This is a genomic window from Lacticaseibacillus sp. 53-4 (genome assembly GCF_016861805.1).
Lineage (GTDB): Bacteria > Bacillota > Bacilli > Lactobacillales > Lactobacillaceae > Lacticaseibacillus.
In genome coordinates this window covers 1-18041 of record NZ_BOLT01000033.1, presented here as the reverse complement: position 1 = coordinate 18041, position 18041 = coordinate 1, and the positions used below count along the sequence as shown (strand labels likewise).

General features: G+C 57.2%; 17 protein-coding genes. 4 read left to right on the top strand and 13 right to left on the bottom strand.

All coding sequences use genetic code 11. The features are described from left to right. Nucleotides 1–209 precede the first annotated feature (209 nt). The 3 genes from JUF21_RS10545 to JUF21_RS10535 all read right to left on the bottom strand — a co-directional run bounded on the left by JUF21_RS10545 (nucleotide 210) and on the right by JUF21_RS10535 (nucleotide 2882). Nucleotides 210–881, bottom strand: a complete 672-nt coding sequence (locus tag JUF21_RS10545; RefSeq protein WP_203664514.1) for a hypothetical protein — start codon at nucleotides 879–881, stop codon at nucleotides 210–212. A gap of 92 nt (nucleotides 882–973) precedes the next feature. Beyond that, nucleotides 974–2158, bottom strand: a complete 1185-nt coding sequence (locus JUF21_RS10540; protein ID WP_203664512.1) for a PLP-dependent aminotransferase family protein — start codon at nucleotides 2156–2158, stop codon at nucleotides 974–976. 349 nt (nucleotides 2159–2507) lie between these two features. After that, nucleotides 2508–2882 carry a hypothetical protein gene (locus tag JUF21_RS10535; RefSeq protein WP_203664510.1) on the bottom strand — a complete coding sequence of 125 codons (375 nt, stop codon included), beginning with the start codon at nucleotides 2880–2882 and terminating at the stop codon, nucleotides 2508–2510. A 235-nt stretch (nucleotides 2883–3117) separates the two neighbouring features. On the opposite strand from JUF21_RS10535, the gene JUF21_RS10530 reads away from it, so the two are divergent. The 3 genes from JUF21_RS10530 to JUF21_RS10520 all read left to right on the top strand — a co-directional run bounded on the left by JUF21_RS10530 (nucleotide 3118) and on the right by JUF21_RS10520 (nucleotide 6494). After that, nucleotides 3118–4569, top strand: coding sequence for an amino acid permease (locus JUF21_RS10530; protein WP_203664508.1), 1452 nt, complete (start codon nucleotides 3118–3120; stop codon nucleotides 4567–4569). 121 nt (nucleotides 4570–4690) lie between these two features. Further along, entirely contained in the window at nucleotides 4691–5113 is a 423-nt protein-coding gene (locus tag JUF21_RS10525) for a MarR family winged helix-turn-helix transcriptional regulator (RefSeq protein ID WP_203624250.1), read from the top strand. Beyond that, nucleotides 5106–6494: an MFS transporter gene (locus JUF21_RS10520; protein WP_203624251.1), complete on the top strand. Its 1389-nt coding sequence runs from the start codon at nucleotides 5106–5108 to the stop codon at nucleotides 6492–6494. Before JUF21_RS10525 ends, JUF21_RS10520 begins: the two co-directional genes overlap by 8 nt. A 108-nt stretch (nucleotides 6495–6602) precedes the next feature. On the opposite strand, the gene JUF21_RS10515 is transcribed toward JUF21_RS10520, so the two are convergent. From JUF21_RS10515 to rpsO, 5 genes are all read right to left on the bottom strand, one after another. Next, nucleotides 6603–7799, bottom strand: coding sequence for an MFS transporter (locus tag JUF21_RS10515; protein ID WP_203624252.1), 1197 nt, complete (start codon nucleotides 7797–7799; stop codon nucleotides 6603–6605). A 219-nt stretch (nucleotides 7800–8018) separates the two neighbouring features. Beyond that, nucleotides 8019–9209, bottom strand: coding sequence for an elongation factor Tu (gene tuf / locus JUF21_RS10510; protein ID WP_203624253.1), 1191 nt, complete (start codon nucleotides 9207–9209; stop codon nucleotides 8019–8021). 210 nt (nucleotides 9210–9419) lie between these two features. Continuing rightward, nucleotides 9420–10337, bottom strand: a complete 918-nt coding sequence (locus tag JUF21_RS10505) for a hypothetical protein (protein ID WP_203624254.1) — start codon at nucleotides 10335–10337, stop codon at nucleotides 9420–9422. A 113-nt stretch (nucleotides 10338–10450) separates the two neighbouring features. Then, nucleotides 10451–12133, bottom strand: coding sequence for a ribonuclease J (locus JUF21_RS10500; RefSeq protein WP_203624255.1), 1683 nt, complete (start codon nucleotides 12131–12133; stop codon nucleotides 10451–10453). Between the two features lie 164 nt (nucleotides 12134–12297). Beyond that, nucleotides 12298–12567 (bottom strand): 30S ribosomal protein S15, encoded by a 270-nt coding sequence (gene rpsO, locus JUF21_RS10495; protein ID WP_125758175.1) that lies wholly within the window; start codon nucleotides 12565–12567, stop codon nucleotides 12298–12300. Between the two features lie 521 nt (nucleotides 12568–13088). On the opposite strand from rpsO, the gene rpsT reads away from it, so the two are divergent. Then, the gene (rpsT, locus tag JUF21_RS10490; RefSeq protein WP_125758171.1) at nucleotides 13089–13343 is read left to right on the top strand and encodes a 30S ribosomal protein S20; all 255 of its coding nucleotides are present in this window, start codon (nucleotides 13089–13091) and stop codon (nucleotides 13341–13343) included. Between the two features lie 107 nt (nucleotides 13344–13450). Here the strand turns inward: rpsT and JUF21_RS10485 are convergent, their stop codons facing one another. The 5 genes from JUF21_RS10485 to JUF21_RS10465 all read right to left on the bottom strand — a co-directional run bounded on the left by JUF21_RS10485 (nucleotide 13451) and on the right by JUF21_RS10465 (nucleotide 17872). Beyond that, entirely contained in the window at nucleotides 13451–13627 is a 177-nt protein-coding gene (locus JUF21_RS10485) for a hypothetical protein (protein WP_203624257.1), read from the bottom strand. 15 nt (nucleotides 13628–13642) lie between these two features. After that, nucleotides 13643–13912, bottom strand: coding sequence for a hypothetical protein (locus JUF21_RS10480; protein WP_203664506.1), 270 nt, complete (start codon nucleotides 13910–13912; stop codon nucleotides 13643–13645). A 107-nt stretch (nucleotides 13913–14019) separates the two neighbouring features. Further along, complete coding sequence (holA, locus tag JUF21_RS10475) at nucleotides 14020–15060, bottom strand: DNA polymerase III subunit delta (protein ID WP_203624259.1); 1041 nt, start codon at nucleotides 15058–15060, stop codon at nucleotides 14020–14022. Further along, a complete protein-coding gene (locus tag JUF21_RS10470; RefSeq protein WP_203664504.1) occupies nucleotides 15057–17231 on the bottom strand; it encodes a DNA internalization-related competence protein ComEC/Rec2 in 2175 nt (724 codons plus the stop codon). Before JUF21_RS10470 ends, holA begins: the two co-directional genes overlap by 4 nt. Then, nucleotides 17228–17872: a helix-hairpin-helix domain-containing protein gene (locus JUF21_RS10465; RefSeq protein ID WP_203624261.1), complete on the bottom strand. Its 645-nt coding sequence runs from the start codon at nucleotides 17870–17872 to the stop codon at nucleotides 17228–17230. The genes JUF21_RS10470 and JUF21_RS10465 overlap by 4 nt, the downstream gene beginning before the upstream one ends. Nucleotides 17873–18041: the final 169 nt, after the last annotated feature.

Here is an 18041-nt window from a genome sequence, read left to right as displayed (position 1 = left end):
CCAACTTCTCCGCTCAGTCAGTATTCGCAACGCTCCAAACGTTGCTTTCAGACCGGCCAGATGCGATTTCATGTCCCAAATACCGAGGTGAATAATCCAGGTTCTCTTATTGTAACAAACTGAACCAACCTGGGCGGATATTTCCAGCGACGAATGCAGTCAAAAATGACGCGCCACGCAAAAAGTCACTCGCTGCACACGCGAGTGACTCATTTAGACATTTGCGTCATCATTTTGACGTGCACGGTGGCGTCCAGGTTGCAGTGATCATCCCAATGAATCTCCAGTGACTGCATCGTCGTGGCCAAGCGGGCCCAAATTTCCTGACCTTTGGGATCTTGAAGCAAGTGCCAGCCGGCTAAAATACGGTAGTACTTGTTGCCCTTTTTATCCACAAAATCGGGCAGCTTGTATTCAAGTTTGGCCGTTTGCAGATTGAAGATCACCGCCTCCATCGCCTCGGTGAGCACGACATTTTGGTCGAGCGCCTGGAACGCATACGGCCGACCCATCATCATCAGGACAAACGACACCAGCAGATCTGGCGCGTCGGCGCAAATCGCGCGCGCGACCGCATAGCTCGCTCGTATCCCCCAGGCTCTGATGTCACCGAGCTCGCTCGGGATAAAAGTCAGCTCACCGATGAATAGCGTCCCTTCTGGATTCGTGACGGCTGTTTGCATAATATGGCGCGAGTTGGAAATTGTTTGGCCTGTCGCCACGACCGCCAGCGCGTGGACAATTCGATAAGGCATCTCGGCCAGCTGGGCCGCCCCGCTTTTCAGGGCGGCGATCATGTCGGTCGTCAGCTCGGTCGCTTCTGCCAAACACTGCAACGAGTAATGACTGAGCGCAAACTGCGCAAGCTTTAGTTCCGTCAACGCGGCGCCTCCCGCTCTCAATTTAAATTATCATAATCAAAATGAGAAGCGTTGTAAAGACAGCTGTTTGACTCGCGAAATTTTGCTTGTGGCTACTTAACTTGGACCCGCGCTGCCGCGTGTGAAAGCGCCGCGGCAAGGCGCCGCACACCCGGTTCAATGTCACTGATCGCCGGGGCCGCGTACGTCAGCCGCGCGCCATTTTGCGTCGTGTGGCTAGGTGCCAAATTGCGGCCAGGCACCACGCTGACATGCGCTGGCAGCAGCACGTCGCGCTGAAGCTGGGTCATGTCTAGCCCAGTCGGCCCTTGCAACCAAAGGAAAAAGCCGCCGTTCGGCTCGGTGACGCTGTAGTCTGCCGGTAAAAACTTTTGCAGCGCATCCAGCATGACGTCCCGCTTGTCGCGGTAAGTGTCTTGCAGCTGGGTCAAGTGTGCCGGAAAATCGACGTGCGCCAGGTACTCGGTGACCCCGCGCTGGATCAGCGCACTCGACTCAACATCGGCCGCACCCTTGAGTGCCTCGATACCAGCCATGATCTCCGGTTCGGCGATCAGCCAGCCCAGGCGCAGGCTCGGCGACAGAATTTTGGACATACTGCCCAGAAACACGACGCGGCCCTGCGTATCAAACGACTTGACCGGCGGCAGGCTCGTCCCTTCGTAGCGCAGGAAGCGGTATGGTCCGTCTTCCAAGATCAAGACATCGAACTGGTTGGCCAGCCGCACCAAGGCGCCGCGCTTTTCCAGACTCATGACGGTCCCGGTCGGATTTTGAAAATCAGGCACCGTGTAAATCATTTTCACCGAGTGCGTCATGAGGATTTTTTTCAAGGCGACGAGGTCCATGCCGTCGTCTTCCATCGGCACTTCGTAGTAATTCGGCTCGTATTGGTTGAAGGCGGCCATCGCGCCCAGATAGGTCGGGGCCTCGACCACCAGGCCGTCACCGGGGTCGATCATCAGCCGCGCGGTGAGGTCGATACCTTGCTGTGCGCCCTGCGTGATCATGATGTGCTCGCCTGAAGTCTCGATCCCGTCAGCTTGCATCATCGTCGCCAGCTGATCGCGCAGCGGCCGGTAGCCCCAGCTATCAGCATACTGAAACGCCGCCGGGTTGGCCATCGCGTGATCCATTGCCGCCTGCAGTTCCGCCTGTGGGAACATGGCAGGATCCGGGTAGCCGCCAGCAAAAGAGATCTGCTGCGGGTCCGGCGCCGTGTACAGATCATTCAGCCCGGCATTTTGAGTTTCAGAAACGCGCTTAGCAAACTTCATACGATATCGACCTTTCCGATTGGGATTATCTCTATCGTAGGCGCTTGGCGGGGTTAAGTAAAACTCATCTTTTTCTATTTATGATGAAACAATATCACTTAAGAAGCTACAGGAATCTTTTCAACTTCTTCGAGGTGCATATCTTGGTTAGGACTGTAAACGATGTGCAGATAATAAGTTTTGCCTTCTGTGGCTTCGGTAAATTTGAAATATTCTTTCTGGTGAGGTTTTATCACTTTCGTTTTTTTCTCATCCCCTGACTTAGGCTTACTACCTTGAATGAATGGGTACAAAAATGAAGTTGCTTTGCAAACATCCACTGTTCCATTTGGGGGAATAATCACGCTATTTATAAATTCAGGATGAAATTAAAAATTGTGCGAAACTTAAGCCTCCGTGACTCATCGCCGTTCGGAGAAATTCCAATTATCTCTGGATCATTCGCGTCGTCAGCTTCTTGTCCATTTGATACTTTGAGCCTTGCTGGCGCTTTGCCATAGTTCATCACTCTTAACTTATACCCCTGTTTAACATTCTTATCCGGGTGACCACCAGAACCTGAAATAGGTTCCTCATTTGCAATAAAGTCAAAGATCAACTTCGGTTTAGGATCTGTTTCTTCTTCAACCTGCTTTTTCAATAAAGCGTTAGACCTATGGTTAAATACAACACCGATTACACTGATGATAACTGCAACCACCGCCATAACTTGACTGAAATTCATTTCAAATCTCCTCTCTAGCCCATATCCAATCCGATGTATTACACAGTTATAATAGTAAATTTAGTTAACCAGTGCAATAACAAAAGACAGACTGACAGTGTGGATTCGAAAAAACAGTCTGTATTCGTTTGTCAGACTGCAGTAACAATTCCATGAGAGCCCCCCTCATCGCGGTTTAATCCCCCGGTGTTAAGCTATTTGTCATGCTTATCACAGTTATCGGAGGGATTTTCTCATGAATGCCAAGTCTAAAGATGAAGGCGCAGGCGGCAGTGTCCAGCGCTCGCTAAAAACGCGCCATCTGTCGATGATCGCGCTCGGCGGCAGTATCGGCACCGGCCTGTTTGTCACCAGCGGCTCAACCATCGCCACGGCCGGCCCTGGCGGTGCGCTGCTGGCCTACCTGGCCATTGGTGTGATGGTGTATTTTCTCATGACCAGCCTGGGCGAAATGGCGACCTACATGCCAGTGTCCGGGTCGTTTGCCGAGTATGCCACGCGCTTCGTCGACCCCGCGGCCGGGTTTGCGCTCGGGTGGAATTACTGGTTCAACTGGGCGATCACACTGGCCGTCGACATTTCCACCACGGCGATTCTCATGCACTTCTGGCTGCCGCACATCCCCGGCTGGATTTTCTCGGTCGGCTTTCTGACCCTGATTTTTGCGCTGAACATCATCTCGGTGAAGGCGTTCGGCGAGACCGAGTACTGGCTCGCGATGATCAAAGTGGTCACGGTGCTCGTATTCCTGGCGGTCGGGCTTCTCACCATTGTCGGCGTGCTTGGCGGGGGCCAATCGATCGGTCTGCGCAATTTCACCATCGGCGACGCGCCCTTCCACGGCGGGCTGCCGGCGGGCCTGTCGGTGTTCGTCGTCGCGGGATTTTCATTTCAAGGCACGGAGCTCATCGGCATCACGGCCGGCGAATCCGCGACCCCGGAGAAAAGTATTCCCAAAGCGATCAAGGAAGTCTTCTGGCGCATCCTGATTTTCTATATCCTCGCCATTGCCGTCATCGCCGCGCTGATTCCTTACACGGATCCGAACCTGCTGGGCGCCAGTGAAACCCACGTCGCCATGTCGCCGTTCACGCTGGTCTTTCAGCGCATCGGTATGGCCGGCGCGGCGAGCCTGATGAACGCCGTGATTCTGACGTCGGTGCTGTCGTCCGCCAACTCGGGCATGTACGCATCCAGCCGCATGCTTTGGGCAATGGGCTCAAACGGCATGGCCCCGCGCATTTACGGCAAAACGAACCGGCGCGGTGTGCCACTGCCGGCGCTGCTCTTGACCACGCTGGTCGGCGCGCTGACATTTCTCACCAGCGTCCTCGGCAGCAACGTCTACCAACTGCTGGTCGCGGCCAGTGGGCTCACCGGCTTCATTGCCTGGATCGGCATCGCCCTGTCGCATCTGCGCTTCCGGCGCGCGCTGATCAAGCAGGGCCACTCGGTCGACGAGCTCGTGTATCACGCCAAGCTTTTTCCCTTCGGCCCGCTGCTCGCACTGGTGCTCGGCCTGGTGGTCATCATCGGCCAAGACATCCCGTCGCTAAAGGCCTTCGCCTGGGACAAGCTACTGATTTCGTACATGTCAATCCCGTTGTTCGTGATCCTGTTCACCTGGTATAAGGTCAAGCACCACACGCACCTGATCCCGCTGGACAAAATCAAACTCAAGGACTAACGCTTAGCTGTCAGCCGCGTGCTGGCAGCTTTTTTCGTCACTGAAAAAATACCCCTTTGCACGGAGCCCACAATTGGTGTAGGGTAGCTTTCGTTAGCTTACTAACGAAAGGACGATTCAGATGCAAAATTTTGGGCGGGTCATCAAACAGGCCACCAACCAAATGAATAAACACATGGACACCTACGCCAAGCAGTTCGGCCTGACCGGCACGCAGATGTCGATCATCGATTTTGTCGGCAACCATGGCCAGGTCTTGCAGCGTGACATCGAGGCCGAGTTCGCCATTCAGCGCTCCACCGCCACGCTGACGCTGCAGCGCATGGAGAAAAGCGGCCTGATCAAGCGCACCGCATCAGCCAGTGACGCCAGGCAAAAAGCCGTGAGCCTGACGCCAAAGGCCACCAAGCTGAAACAAAAAATCACGGCCTACATTCAGGGCCAACAGCAGGCGATGGAACAAGCCTTCACCTCTGCCGAGCAGGCCGTCTTCAACCGAATGATCACCACCTTCATCCAGCTGAACGGAGGCGCCCATGAGTGATTCTGAACGCATTCGCCCCCGCGTCATCGGCGCGGTGCTCGCCACTGGCATCATGTCGTTTTGCGGCGTGATCGTCGAAACCGCCATGAACGTCACCTTCCCCACGCTGATGCGCGAGTTTCACGTCGCCACCAACACTGTGCAATGGATGACTACCCTTTACCTGCTAGTGGTTGCCTCGATGGTGCCACTTTCAGCCACGCTCAAGCGCCGCTTCAAAAACAAGCCGCTGTTTCTGGTTGCCATCACGCTGTTCATCGCCGGCGTGGCGCTAGACGCGGTGGCCCCGCACTTTTGGGTGCTGCTGCTCGGCCGCGGCATTCAGGGCCTGGGCACTGGCATCGCGCTGCCGTTGATGTTCAACATCATTATTGAGCAGGTCCCGCAGTCCAAAATTGGCAGCATGATGGGCATCGGCACCATGATCACCGGCGTCGCGCCGGCGATCGGCCCCACATTCGGCGGGCTGGTCGTTTCGGCGTTGAGCTGGCGCTTCATTTTCGTCTTTCTGCTGCCGCTGCTGGTGCTCGCGCTGCTCCTCGGCCTGTTTTGCATCGAGCAAAAAGTGCCGACCACCAAGGCCAGCACCGACCTGCCCAGTGTGGCGCTCATCATCGTCACCTTCTGCGGCCTGATTTTCGGCATCAGCAACTTTGGCAGCACCCCGTTTTTGACCCTTAAAGTCGCCGGCGCAATGGTGCTGGGACTCATCGCTTTGACCCTGTTCATCTGGCGGTCAGGCCACCTCGAGAGCCCAATCATCAACCTAACACTGTTCAAAAATGCCGCGTTCACCAGCCACATCCTGGCATTTGCCATGCTTCAGATCAACGCGCTGGGGCTGTCCTTCCTGCTGCCGAACTATATTCAGCTGGTCGATGGCGGCACACCGCTGACCGCTGGCCTCATTGTCCTGCCTGGTGCTGCAGTGGGTGCGCTCCTGGCGCCGTTAAGCGGCCGTCTGTACGATAACGTCGGGCCCAAGCTTCCGCTGCGTCTGGGCAGCGCCATCACGCTGCTGGGCATCATTCTCATGGCCGCAGTGCCGCGGCTCACGGATCCGTTGATTTTGGCACTTTACCTGGTCTTCATGATCGGCATCGGCCTGAGTATGGGCAACCTGATGACCAACGGCCTGCGCCAAGTCGCAAAAGCCGAGCAAACCGATGGCAACGCGATTTTCAACACCACGCAGCAATTCGCCGCCGCGGTCGGCACCAGTGTCACCGCCGCGCTGATTGCCGCCAGCCAAAAGACCGCCGCCACCGTCGCGCAAGGCACCATGACCGGCGCCTTGCACACCCTGATTTTGCTGGCCCTCCTGTGCGCTTTGGGCCTCGGGTTGATCGTTCGCGTCACCCGCAGGCACGCCGCTGACTAATATCACAAAAAGCTTGCCACACCGGGGATTTTCCCTGGTTGTGACAAGCTTTTTGATTACGCTGAATGATCAACGCCGGCTTAGAAAAAAGCGAAGACGCGGCCCGAATCAGGCCGCCGCTTTGGCCTGGGTCCGCCGCGTCGCCCAGATCAGCAGCGCGAAACTCAGAACCAGGACACCGCCAAGGACGGTGTAAGTGTGCGCGCCCCAGGTCTTGATGAACTGACCGAAGAAAAAGTTACCCAGCGGCTGGACCCCATCGTACACCAGAAAAATCAGCCCGAACACGCGGCCAAGCAGCTCACGCGGCGTCATGCCCTGCATGAGCGTGGCGACACTGCTGAACATCTGCGAGTTGACGAAGCCGTTGATCAGCGCCAGCGCGAGCCACAGGAAATGCGTGAGGTGGAACCCGAGCCCCACCATCAGCACGCCGATGACCAACTGCTCCGTGTAGACTTGCATCACCGACACACGCTGGCGCTGCAGTGACAACACGGCACCGCCCAGCAGCCCCCCGCACGCATTGATCAGCAGAAACGTGCTGTAGGCGCTCGGCCGTCCGGCATACAGATGGTCGGCCATGTACGGTGCCGCCAGCAAGAACCCGGCCGCACAAAAGTTGAACGCCCCGAGCGCCAGCATCATCAAAGCCAGCTGGTGATTGCCCACCACGTACTTCAGGCCATAGATGGTGTCTTTGATGGGGTCGCTGGCATCCTCACCCGGTTTGAACACCGGACTGTTCAGCGTCCACACCAAAAGCGCGGCCACCACGTAAGACCCCGCATTGATCAGCAGAAAGCCCTGAAAGCCGAGCCGGCCAGTGCTTAAAAGCAGGCCGCCAATCAATGGCGAAAGGATGCTGGCCATGCTGAAAACAGCGTTAGCGATGGCATTGAACCGCTGAAGCGCCGGCGCTTCGATAATATCAGGCGTGATGGCTTTGGCCGCGGGAAAGTTGATGGTGGTCATGAGGTCCAGCACACTGGTGATCAAAATCAGCAGCCAGGTCTGCGGCGCGTTTGGGTCGATCAGCCAGGCACCGAACACACAAATGGCGGCGGCAATCGCGTTGCAAACGAGCATGACCCGCTTGCGGTCGTGATGGTCGACGATAACCGCCGCCAGGAAATCACCAAGGAAGAACATGGTGCCGCCGACACCGGTGATCAGGCCGATGAGCTTGGTGTCCCCGGTCTGCTTAACGACCAGCCAGTTGAGGCCGAGCAGGTAAATCGCACTGCCAAGCTGTGAAATGAATGGACTTAGAACCAGTTGAATACTAAAGCGATGTTTTTGCATAACAATAATTATATCGCAGGCCCGGTAAGCGTGCATCACCCCCGCGCGCTTTTATAAAATCAGGCTTCGGGTTCGCAACGGGGAAGTGGCTAGCGACGTACGAGGCCTCGCCGCTAAAAACCGGCGGCAATGCCTCGAACTAGGCTACCCATTCCCCTGCGCACCATACAAAAAAACAGCACCCCGCGCTTGCGGAATGCTGTTTCATAATACTGATGATTAGTCGAGGATCTCAGAAACGACCCCGGCACCAACAGTACGGCCACCTTCACGAACGGTGAACTTGGTACCCTTTTCAAGGGCAACAGGCGCGATCATGTCGACTTCGAAGGTAACGTTGTCGCCAGGCATAACCATTTCAACGCCATCAGGCAGTTCGATCACACCAGTAACATCAGTGGTGTGGAAGTAGAACTGAGGACGGTAGTTGGAGAAGAATGGCGTGTGACGGCCACCTTCTTCTTTTGTCAGGACATAAACTTCAGCCTTGAACTTCTTGTGGGTCTGGATCGAACCTGGCTTAGCCAAAACTTGGCCACGCTCAACCTGATCACGGTTGATCCCACGAAGCAGGACACCAACGTTGTCGCCGGCTTCGCCAAGATCCAAGGTCTTACGGAACATTTCGAGGCCAGTAACAACTGACTTCAAAACTTCGTCGTGCAGACCAACGATTTCGACTTCGTCACCGATCTTAACCGTCCCACGGTCGATACGACCGGAAGCAACGGTACCACGACCAGTGATGGTGAAGACGTCTTCAACAGGCATCAAGAAAGGCTTGTCGGTGTCACGAACTGGCGTTGGGATGTACTCGTCAACGGTGTCCATGAGTTCCTGGATAACCTTTTCTTGTTCTGGATCGCCCTGCAGAGCCTTAAGCGCTGAGCCACGGATGACAGGAATATCGTCACCAGGGAAATCGTATTCGGACAGCAGTTCACGAACTTCCATTTCGACCAAGTCGATCAGTTCGTCATCGTCAACAAGGTCTGTCTTGTTCAGGAAGACAACGATGTAGTCAACGCCGACCTGACGAGCCAGCAGAATGTGTTCGCGAGTCTGTGGCATTGGGCCATCAGTAGCGGCAACGACCAAGATCGCACCATCCATCTGAGCGGCACCAGTGATCATGTTCTTAACGTAGTCAGCATGCCCAGGCGCATCGATATGTGCGTAATGGCGCTTTTCCGTTTCGTATTCAACGTGGGCGGTGTTGATCGTGATGCCACGTTCCTTTTCCTCAGGCGCAGCATCGATTGATGCGTAGTCCTGTTCCTTGGCCAGGCCTTTAGCAGCCAGGACCTTGGTGATCGCCGCGGTCAGAGTGGTCTTACCGTGGTCAACGTGCCCGATGGTACCAATGTTAACGTGGGGCTTTGTGCGTTCATAGTGTTCTTTTTCAGCCATGAAAAAACGAACCTCCTGTATTTTTTTCGTAAAGACACAGGCGCAAAAGCCCGTAATCCTTTACGTTCTATAGTACTACATTCACGCCGAAATACCAAAAAGATATTTCGACTGGAAATGAATTCCGAAGTTGATTATACCAGAACCCACGGGTTTGTAAACAGCTGGCCGTCAAGTTTTCACCCTTTACACGTGAAAACTGTCTGCTGCTTACTTGGCCATTTCACTCAACTTAAGGGTCTGCTCGCCCAGCCAGTTGAACAAGGCGGTCTCCTCAGCGGTCACGCCGGCACCTTCTTTATTGAGGTAGCTGGTTGCAAAATGCTTGGGATCCGTCACGGACTGGTCGATGAACGGATACAGGTAGCCGAGTTCGAACCGCAGCGTCTCGACCGTCGCGCGCATCAGCTCGGGGTCGGTCAGCCCAATTTGGAGCTGCACCTGGTTGAGTACGGCCAGCAGGGTCTTGTCGTTCATGACCCCTGACAGCTTGCTCGGCACGACTTTGCCTTCAGTCTGGTAGCCCAGCACCTTGACCGGCTCGTCGGCTCCCACCGCCGTCAGCGCGTCCAGCAGGCTGACGCGAATTGCCGGGTGGACATCCGGATCAGTCAGGTTTGGCGTGGCCGCGGCGATCATGCTGGCTTTCGGCAGCCGGCCGAGGTCTGAAATCATCGTCTCCTGCGTGTGGGCATCGAACCCGCCTAGGTGGCGCAACTTTTTGGCCAGCTGGTTGATCTCGTCCCCATGCGCAGACATGTCCGCCTGCTCTGCGTCTGCGATGCGCTTGGTCAGGTCCGCTTGTTTTCGCCCGTCAACATGGTGCAAGACTGCCCAGGCGAAGCGGTAATCCGGCAGCGCCAGCAGCACGTCAAACAGCACGTTAATCGTGCTGTCACCGCTGAGAAAATCCTCCATGTACTGACTGACGTACGGCAGCGCCAGGCTGGGCTGCTTGAGGCCGACATAAGACTTGACCAGCGGCCGGGCAACCTCGAACACCGGAGTTTCCTTGTAGGCTTTTTCCAGGTGGGCCACCGCGCTAGCGTAATTCTTCTTTTGCAGCGCCGAAACACCCAGAGTCAGGTGGCGACTGGCATTGTTGGGCAACGGGACAATTTTGGCCATGTTTGTTCTCTCCTTTTTGCTTCTTATCTCATGATAACAGTCCTCACGCCTGCTGGACAGAATCAGGCCACGAAAAAAGCCGCACCGACTGGGGTGCGACTTTTCGTGAAAAACTACTGGCGCTTGGCGCTGTTTTGGTTGACTTCCATGATGACCGGCAGGATCACCGGACGCCGCTTGGTGTGATCAAACAGGAAGCGGGACAGGTCGTCGCGCACGGACTGCTTCAACGTGCTCCAGTCGAAGGACTTGTTGTCCAACTGCTTTTGCACCGACTTCTCGACGACGCCGCTCGACTCGTTGAGCAGATCCTTGGAAGTCTTGACGTAAACGAAGCCCTTGCTCTGGATCTTCGGCTTGGACACGATTTTCTTCTTCTTGCGGTCGATGGTGACCACTGCGATGAAGATCCCGTCCTCAGCCAGCATCTTGCGGTCGCGCAGGACGATGTTGCCGATGTCGCCGACGCCAATGCCGTCGATCATGGTGTTGCCGGCGTCCACGTGCCCGGAGATGTGCAGCTTGCCCTTGTCGTAGGAGATGATGTCCCCGACGTTTGGCATCAGGATGTGATCAGCCGGAATGCCGGCGTCCGCCGCGATTTCGCGGTGGGCCTCAAGCTGGCGGAACTCACCTTCGACCGGGATCACGAACTTCGGCCGCAGCAGGTTGATCATTAGCTGCAAGTCGTCCTTGTTCGCGTGACCCGACGCGTGCAAGTCATCGGAAATGGCCTTGACCTCGCCGCCTGCGCGGTAGATCATGTCGCGGGTCTTGGCCGCCATGGTTTCCATCGAGTGGCTGACCGTGGTCGTGATGTAAACTAGGTCGCCTTCGTGAATGTGAACCAAGCGGTGCTTGTTGTTGGCCATGCGCTGAAGGGACTTCAACGGCTCGCCCATGCGGCCGGTTTCCAGAACCACCGTCTCCTCAGGCTTGAGGTCCTTAAGTTCCTTGGTGGAAGCCAAAATGTCGTCGTTTGGCAGTACCAGCGCGTTCAGGCGCATCGCGGTTTTGACCACGCGCTCGACTTCGCGGCCGGTCAAGACGACCCGACGGTTGGTTTGCGCCGCGGCGTTCAGCACCTGCTGGATGCGCTGGATGTTGTTGGCCACGCCGGCCACAATGATCCGTCCGTCTTGATAATGGAAGGTTTCCTCAATGTGATCGTAAATTTCGTTCTCACTGGCGTGCGGGTACGGGGACTCCGCGTTGTTGGAGTCGGACATCAGTGCCAGCACGTTGTGGTCGCCAATTTTCGCCAGGCGTGACAAGTCGGTGCGGTACATCTTGGGTGCGCCTTGGTCGAACTTGAAGTCGCCGGTGTAGACGATTGAACCGTTCGGGGTCTGAACGACGACGCCCAGACTGCCCGGAATGCTGTGGGTCGTCGGGAAGAACGACACCTTGACCTTGCCGAAGTCGATGACCGACTTTTCGGTGATCACGTGGAAGTCCTTGAACTTCTTGGCTTTCGGGTTGGCCGTCAGGGTCAACTTGGCCAGTGCAACGGTCAGTGCGGAGCCGAAGACCGGCACCGGATGCTCGCCGATGAAGTACGGCAAGGCGCCGATGGCATCGGCATGGCCGTGAGTCAGAAAGATGCCGGCAATTTTGTCTGCATTTTCGGTCAGGTACGTTAAGTCAGGAATCACAACATCGATCCCCAGCAGCTCGTTGTCCGGATATTTCAGGCCAAAGTCGACAACGAAAATTTGATCGTCCACTTCGATCGCGTACATGTTTTTGCCGTTCTCACGCACACCACCGAGGGCGACCACTTTGATTTTACTCATAGGTACACCTCGTAGATTGTATTAGGTTTTTCCGCCACCCTAAGGTGACAACGAATTATTCCTTGTTCCAGTGTACCACAGGAACCTAGGAAAGCCTATCCGAGCCGCTAGCGCAGGGGTATAAAAAACCACCCTGCGGCAGCAAAGTGGTTGAATAGTCGATATTAACGACGCAGGCCGAGGCTTTGGATCAAGTCGCGGTAACGTGTGATGTCCTTGTTGCGCAGGTAGCGAAGCAAGTTACGGCGTTGGCCGATCTTCTTCATTTCACCAACGTATGAGTGATAGTCCTTCTTGTGAATGGACATGTGGTTCGTCAAGTTGTTGATGTCGGCGGTCAAAAGCGCGATCTGGACCTCTGGTGAACCAGTGTCGCCCTCTTTACGTCCGTACTTCTTGATGATTTCTTCTTTTTGTTCTTTTGTAACAGCCATGGAATATTTCCACCCTTCTTATAAATTGCCTGAGACTGAGCGAAGCGCGGTGAGCCGCTGGGCTAAGTGTCAGGTTCTTGGAACGGGTATTACTTTACGCTATTGGCGCGCACATTGCAACTGCGGCTTACCGCGGTGTCTGGACGCGCAGGAACGCGTGGATCACGTCCCGCAGACCCGTGTACCCATTATACAGGGCGAGCCCCACGATCACCAGCTACGCCAAGCCGTAAACAACCGATGTGCGACTCTTGAACTCCGGAATCGCAGTTACGAAAAAGGCACCGGCACCGACAAACCAAATCGCGTTGACGCATGCTGACCGTAATAACTGTTTTTCCGTAACCGGTGAAGCCAGCGACGCATGATGTTGACTCATTAAGCAACAGTCCTTCCTGGACACAGCTATCAAGCATTTTCCCTTTACAACTTTTTATTGCAAAGAGGCTGGGCCTTCGGTATAATGCTATCTGTTGAAACAAAAGTGACGCACTACAAAACTCAGCCCGGAGGTGAAATTCATGCCACAAATCAAACAAGCAATCAAGCGGGTCAAGACCCAGGAAGCTTCTCGTCAGCTGAATATCGGTCAAAAGAACGATATGCGCACGACCGTTAAGAAGTTCCGCGAAGCCGCAGCTGCCGGCGCTGACAACGCGCAGGACCTGTACAAGGACGCAGCACGCGCCTTGGATATGGCTGCCACCAAGCACCTGATCCACAAGAACAAGGCTGGCCGCGACAAGAGTCGGCTTCACGCCCTGCTTAAAAAGTAACACGATTGCCTGCCGTGTGCAGGCTTTTTTTTATGGTGCAAAGGCGGGCGCACCACGTTAACCACCGCCGATGATACGCCGCAAGCCTCGTGCTTGCGGCTTTTTGTTTACCCCGCCTCTTTGAGGGCCGTCCACAGACCGGTCACATTGGCGACCGCGGCACCGAGAATCACCGGCCAAATGATCGCCCACGGCCCGTCAGCCAGCCGGTCCAACCGGAAAAAGCCGAGAACCAGCCCGTTCATCAGGACAACCACCACAATCACGCCCGTCTGCAGAAGCATTTCCGCCACGGTGTGTCAAGTGATCGGCCACCTACCGAGGCGGCGTTGGGGCCGGGCATGGAACCCATCAATTTCAAAAACGCCCGCGATAATCAAAACTAGAACTTCCAGGCCAATAAAATTCGCGCTGATCAGCCAGCGGGCCTGGGTGAGCGCAAAAGCTAACATCACCAGCAGCTCGGCCGGCAGCAGCACCATTAAAGCGCCACTGAGCACCCGCAGCACGCGCTTCTGCGTGTATGTATCGTAGCGGATCAACAGCTGCTCCAGCCAGTTCTTATTCATCGGCGTCACCCCCGTTGTCCCTATGTTAAAAGCGGCACCGCGGGCCAGCAAGCATTTGCCCTCGGCACCAAAAACGGCGCCGCAGCCTGGGCTGCGACGCCGTCAGATCATGCCCCTAAGGTAATTTTTTGCCCGCTGGTGTACTGCAGGACAAACAGTTCAAACGCCAGATTTTTATCGACCCGGCCGGTTTTCATCGCGGTTTCGGTGTCAACTAGACCGCTAAAGGCCCGGCGCAGCGTTTTGCCGTCTACGCGGCGGATCTCCTGCAGCGCCTTTTTGATCCGAAACGGGTGAACTTTCAGGGTCTGCTGAATGTCGCCTTGGCCGTACCCCTTCTTGGCCAAGATCTGCACTTGCAGCAGCAAGCGAAACTGCATGACCAACAGCGCATTCAGGTGGATTGGTTCCTCTTTTTGGAGCAGGAGGTCGCGGTACAAACTCAGCGCCTGCGTGGTGTTCTTGCGCACCACCGCGTCGACTAGGTCAAAGACGCGGTCTGTCAGCGCCTTGGGCACCAGCTCGTCGACCGCCTGGGCATCGATGGTCGCCCCTTCCGCCGCGTACAGCTTGAGCTTGGGCAGCTCATGTACCATCGCCGTGTACTCACCGGCCGTGCGCTGCACCAACGCATTCAGCGCGTCCGGCGTGATCTGCAGGTGCTGGGCCTTGAGCTCGCGCTGCACGGCAGCCTCGGCGGCGCGCTGATCCAGCGGCGCCACGTTGACGATTTTGGCTGAGCGGTTCAGCGCCTTGACCACGTTCTTGCGCGCATCCAGCTTCTCGTATGGCGCGACGATCACCATCACGGTCGAAGGCGCAGGCTGCTTGAAGTAGGCCTCTAGCCCCTGCACATCGTGCTCGGGCCCGGACTTGGGCTTTTCCCCAGTCAAAAAGTACGGGTCAGAGATCACCACTTCACGCCAGTCACCGAAAAACGGCGGCGAGGCGGCGTCGTCTAGCGCCACCCCGACCGCGGTTTGCCGCATGTCGTAGGTGGCAAAGTTCATGGTCTGCTGATCTGGTGGAATGACGGCTTTAAGCGCGGCCAAGGCCTGGTCGACCAGCGCCTGCTCGGTGCCAAGCAGAAGCACCAGAGGCGGCAAGTCGCCTTTTTTTAACTGTCTGATCAGTTCCTGAACGGTCATGGGCCGCCTTCTTCCGCTAAAAATTGATGCACGGTGTGGGCCGTACTGCTCGCATCGACCCACACCGCCCCGCTTGTCGCCGTGTTCAGCCATGGCACCCCGGCCGCCTGCAGCGTGACCAGCGTTTCCTGATGCGGGTGGCCATAACGATTGGCCACCCCGGCGGAGATCAGCGCGAGCTTTGGGGTGATCTGCTGGATGAATTCTGGCGCGGACGACGTCTTGGAGCCGTGATGGCCCACTTTTAACATGTCCACGTCGAGCGCTTGCGGCATCAGCTCACGCGTTTCCACGCCTTGGTCCGCATCCCCGGTGAACAGCCAATTGCTGTCCCCTATTTTACCATAGAGCACGATGGAGTCCGCGTTTTTCTCCGTGGCGGTCGTGCCGCTGGGAGCCACCACGCGCAGCTTCAGCGGCCCAACAGACAACGTCTGGCCGGCCAGGACCTGAACGTGCCGCGTCACCTTGCCCTGCTTGGCCGCCACGATGTATGGGTGACCCGCGGCCAGCGGTGTCGTCACCAGCGTCGTCACCGGCATCAATTTGGTGACAACGGCTGCGTCACCCACGTGATCCGCGTCCGCGTGCGTCAACACCAGCGCGTCCAAGTGAGTGATCCCGCGTGCCCGCAGATAATTAACGATTGCGCGCTTGGCCGGCGGATTGGCGGAAAAGCCAAAACCGCGGCCACCAGTGTCAATCAAAATCGCGCCTTGCTTGAACGGCGCTTCAATCAGCAGCGAATCGCCTTGACCGACGTCGAACATGGTCACGCGATACTGCGGGTGCACATTGACCACCAGCCAGGCCACTACGACCCAGCCAACCAGCCACTGCCAGCGGCCAAACGCGAGCCCAACCAGGACCAACACCACCCCTAGTGCCGCCAAGCTCACCGGAACCGCCCCGAAAATAATTTCACCAGGCAGCGTGGCCAGCGCCGTTAAACCTTTTTCGGCGCGGATCAGGACAGTCTCAAGAGCACCGCTGCCCGGGGCGCGCGGCCAGAGGCTGACCACCACCAGCGCCGGCATCAACGCCAGCTCAAACACCGGCATCAGAAGCCAGCTGAACACCGACGCGAGCAGGTGCACCCGAAACGTGTGGAACAGTACCACCGGCGTGCTCACCAGCGCCAGCCGCCAGCTCATTCCCCAGCGGCCGGTGTTGATCACCAGTAGCACGAAGCACAGCAAGTAGGTCAACTGCCCGCCCATGATGTGCAGGACGTACGGCTGCAGTGCCAGGTTCAACGCGACCGCCGCGGAAAAACAGTCCAGTGGCGTCCACTGCCAGCCGAACCGGTCGTTTAGCATCGCGATGATCCGCAGCCACACCGCGCGCATGATGCCGGCGGCCGGTGGAATCAGCACCAAAAGCGCCGGCAACAGCCCCAGCAGGCTCCAATCGACCGCCTCTTTAGGCAGCCGCAGCCGGTCAGTCAGCCAGTACAGCGCGCCAATCAACGCATAAAGGTGCAGACCCGAAACCGAGAACAGGTGAAATATCCCCAGCGTCACAAAGGCGTCGCGCTGCTCGGCAAAATCACTGTCGACCTGTCCCAGCAGCAACCCCTTCGCATACGCCTGCGTGCGCGGGGCGAGCTGGCGCAGATGGAGCAGCACTTTGGCCCGAAGCACATGTAGCTGCTCGATGATGCCCCGGGCCGGCCGGACCTTCACATCCAGGGTTTGCTGCTCACTTTGCCAGGCCAACTGGTTCTGCCGCCAGGCGTAGATGGCGTAATCGAACTCGTAGGGATTGCGCGCGCCACTGAGCCGGGTCACGTCGCCGTGCCAGGCAACGGTGGCGATGCTGGTCATCTGCTTTAACACCGCGGCCTGCTCTGGGGTCACCTTCGCGCTGCCGCTGATTTTGACCCCATTGGCTGAGGTGCCAGTGTAGCGCACCAGCTCGCCAGTCACCTGCCACGCGGTCGGCATCACCGTTACCACCCCGCTGGGCTTGGGCGGTGCTGCCGTGAGCTGGGCCGCACGAAAGCCCCACGCCAGCCCGACGGCCAGCGCAAGCGGCAACCCAAGTTTGGCGATCCGCCCCGCCTTGAAAAACGCCCACAAGATCAGTGGCACGCCGAGCCACCAGGGCTGCATGACTAGCAGCATGCCGCCCAGGCCCGCGGCCAGCAGAAAAATCCCGCGCCGGTTCATGGCCCGACGGTGACCAGCGGCGCCAGGCGCTCGAATGTTTTGTCGCCAATGCCGCTGACGTTTTTCAAATCCTCAACCGCCTTGAACCCGCCATTTTGGTCGCGGTAGGCGATGATGTCGGCCGCCTTTTTCGGCCCGATGCCGGACAAGGTCTGCAGCTCCGCTTCGGTGGCCGTGTTCAGGTTGACCAAGGCACCGGCACTGCTGCTGGCGCCCGCTGAGGCCGAGCCACCGCCCGTAGGCATGGCGGCCGGCGGGGGCTCTTCCCCGACTTTAGGAATGTAAAGGCTCTCCTGGTCGACAGCGACCTGTGCCAGGTTGACCGTGCTCACATCGGCCTGCGCGACCAGCCCCCCAGCCAGTGCCACCACGTCGACCCAGCGCGTGGTTGGCCCCACCGGATACACCCCAGGCTTGGCCACGGCCCCTTTGATGTGCACGTAGCCTTTTTTGGGCGGCGCACTGCTGGTGGCGGCAGCGCTGCTGACCCCACTGCTGACGCTACTCACACTCGCCACGAGTGGTTCGGCCACCGGCGCCTCGGTCGGTTGGCGGCCCTGCCACCAGAAGAACAGCCCGACCACTGCCGCCACCAGCCCCAGGTACCAGTACTCCCGCACCCATTCCTTCAGTGTTGCCATTTTGATCACCTCGCAGTTAGATTACGCGAGGCCACCAAAAAACCGCCGCAGCTGCCTGCGACGGTCCAAGGCCAAAACTGGCCGCTTACTTAGGCGCTACGATATTTGGAGTTGAAAGGCATCTTGCCTCGAAACTCCTTTTTATATACCATTTTTATGTCTGAGCACA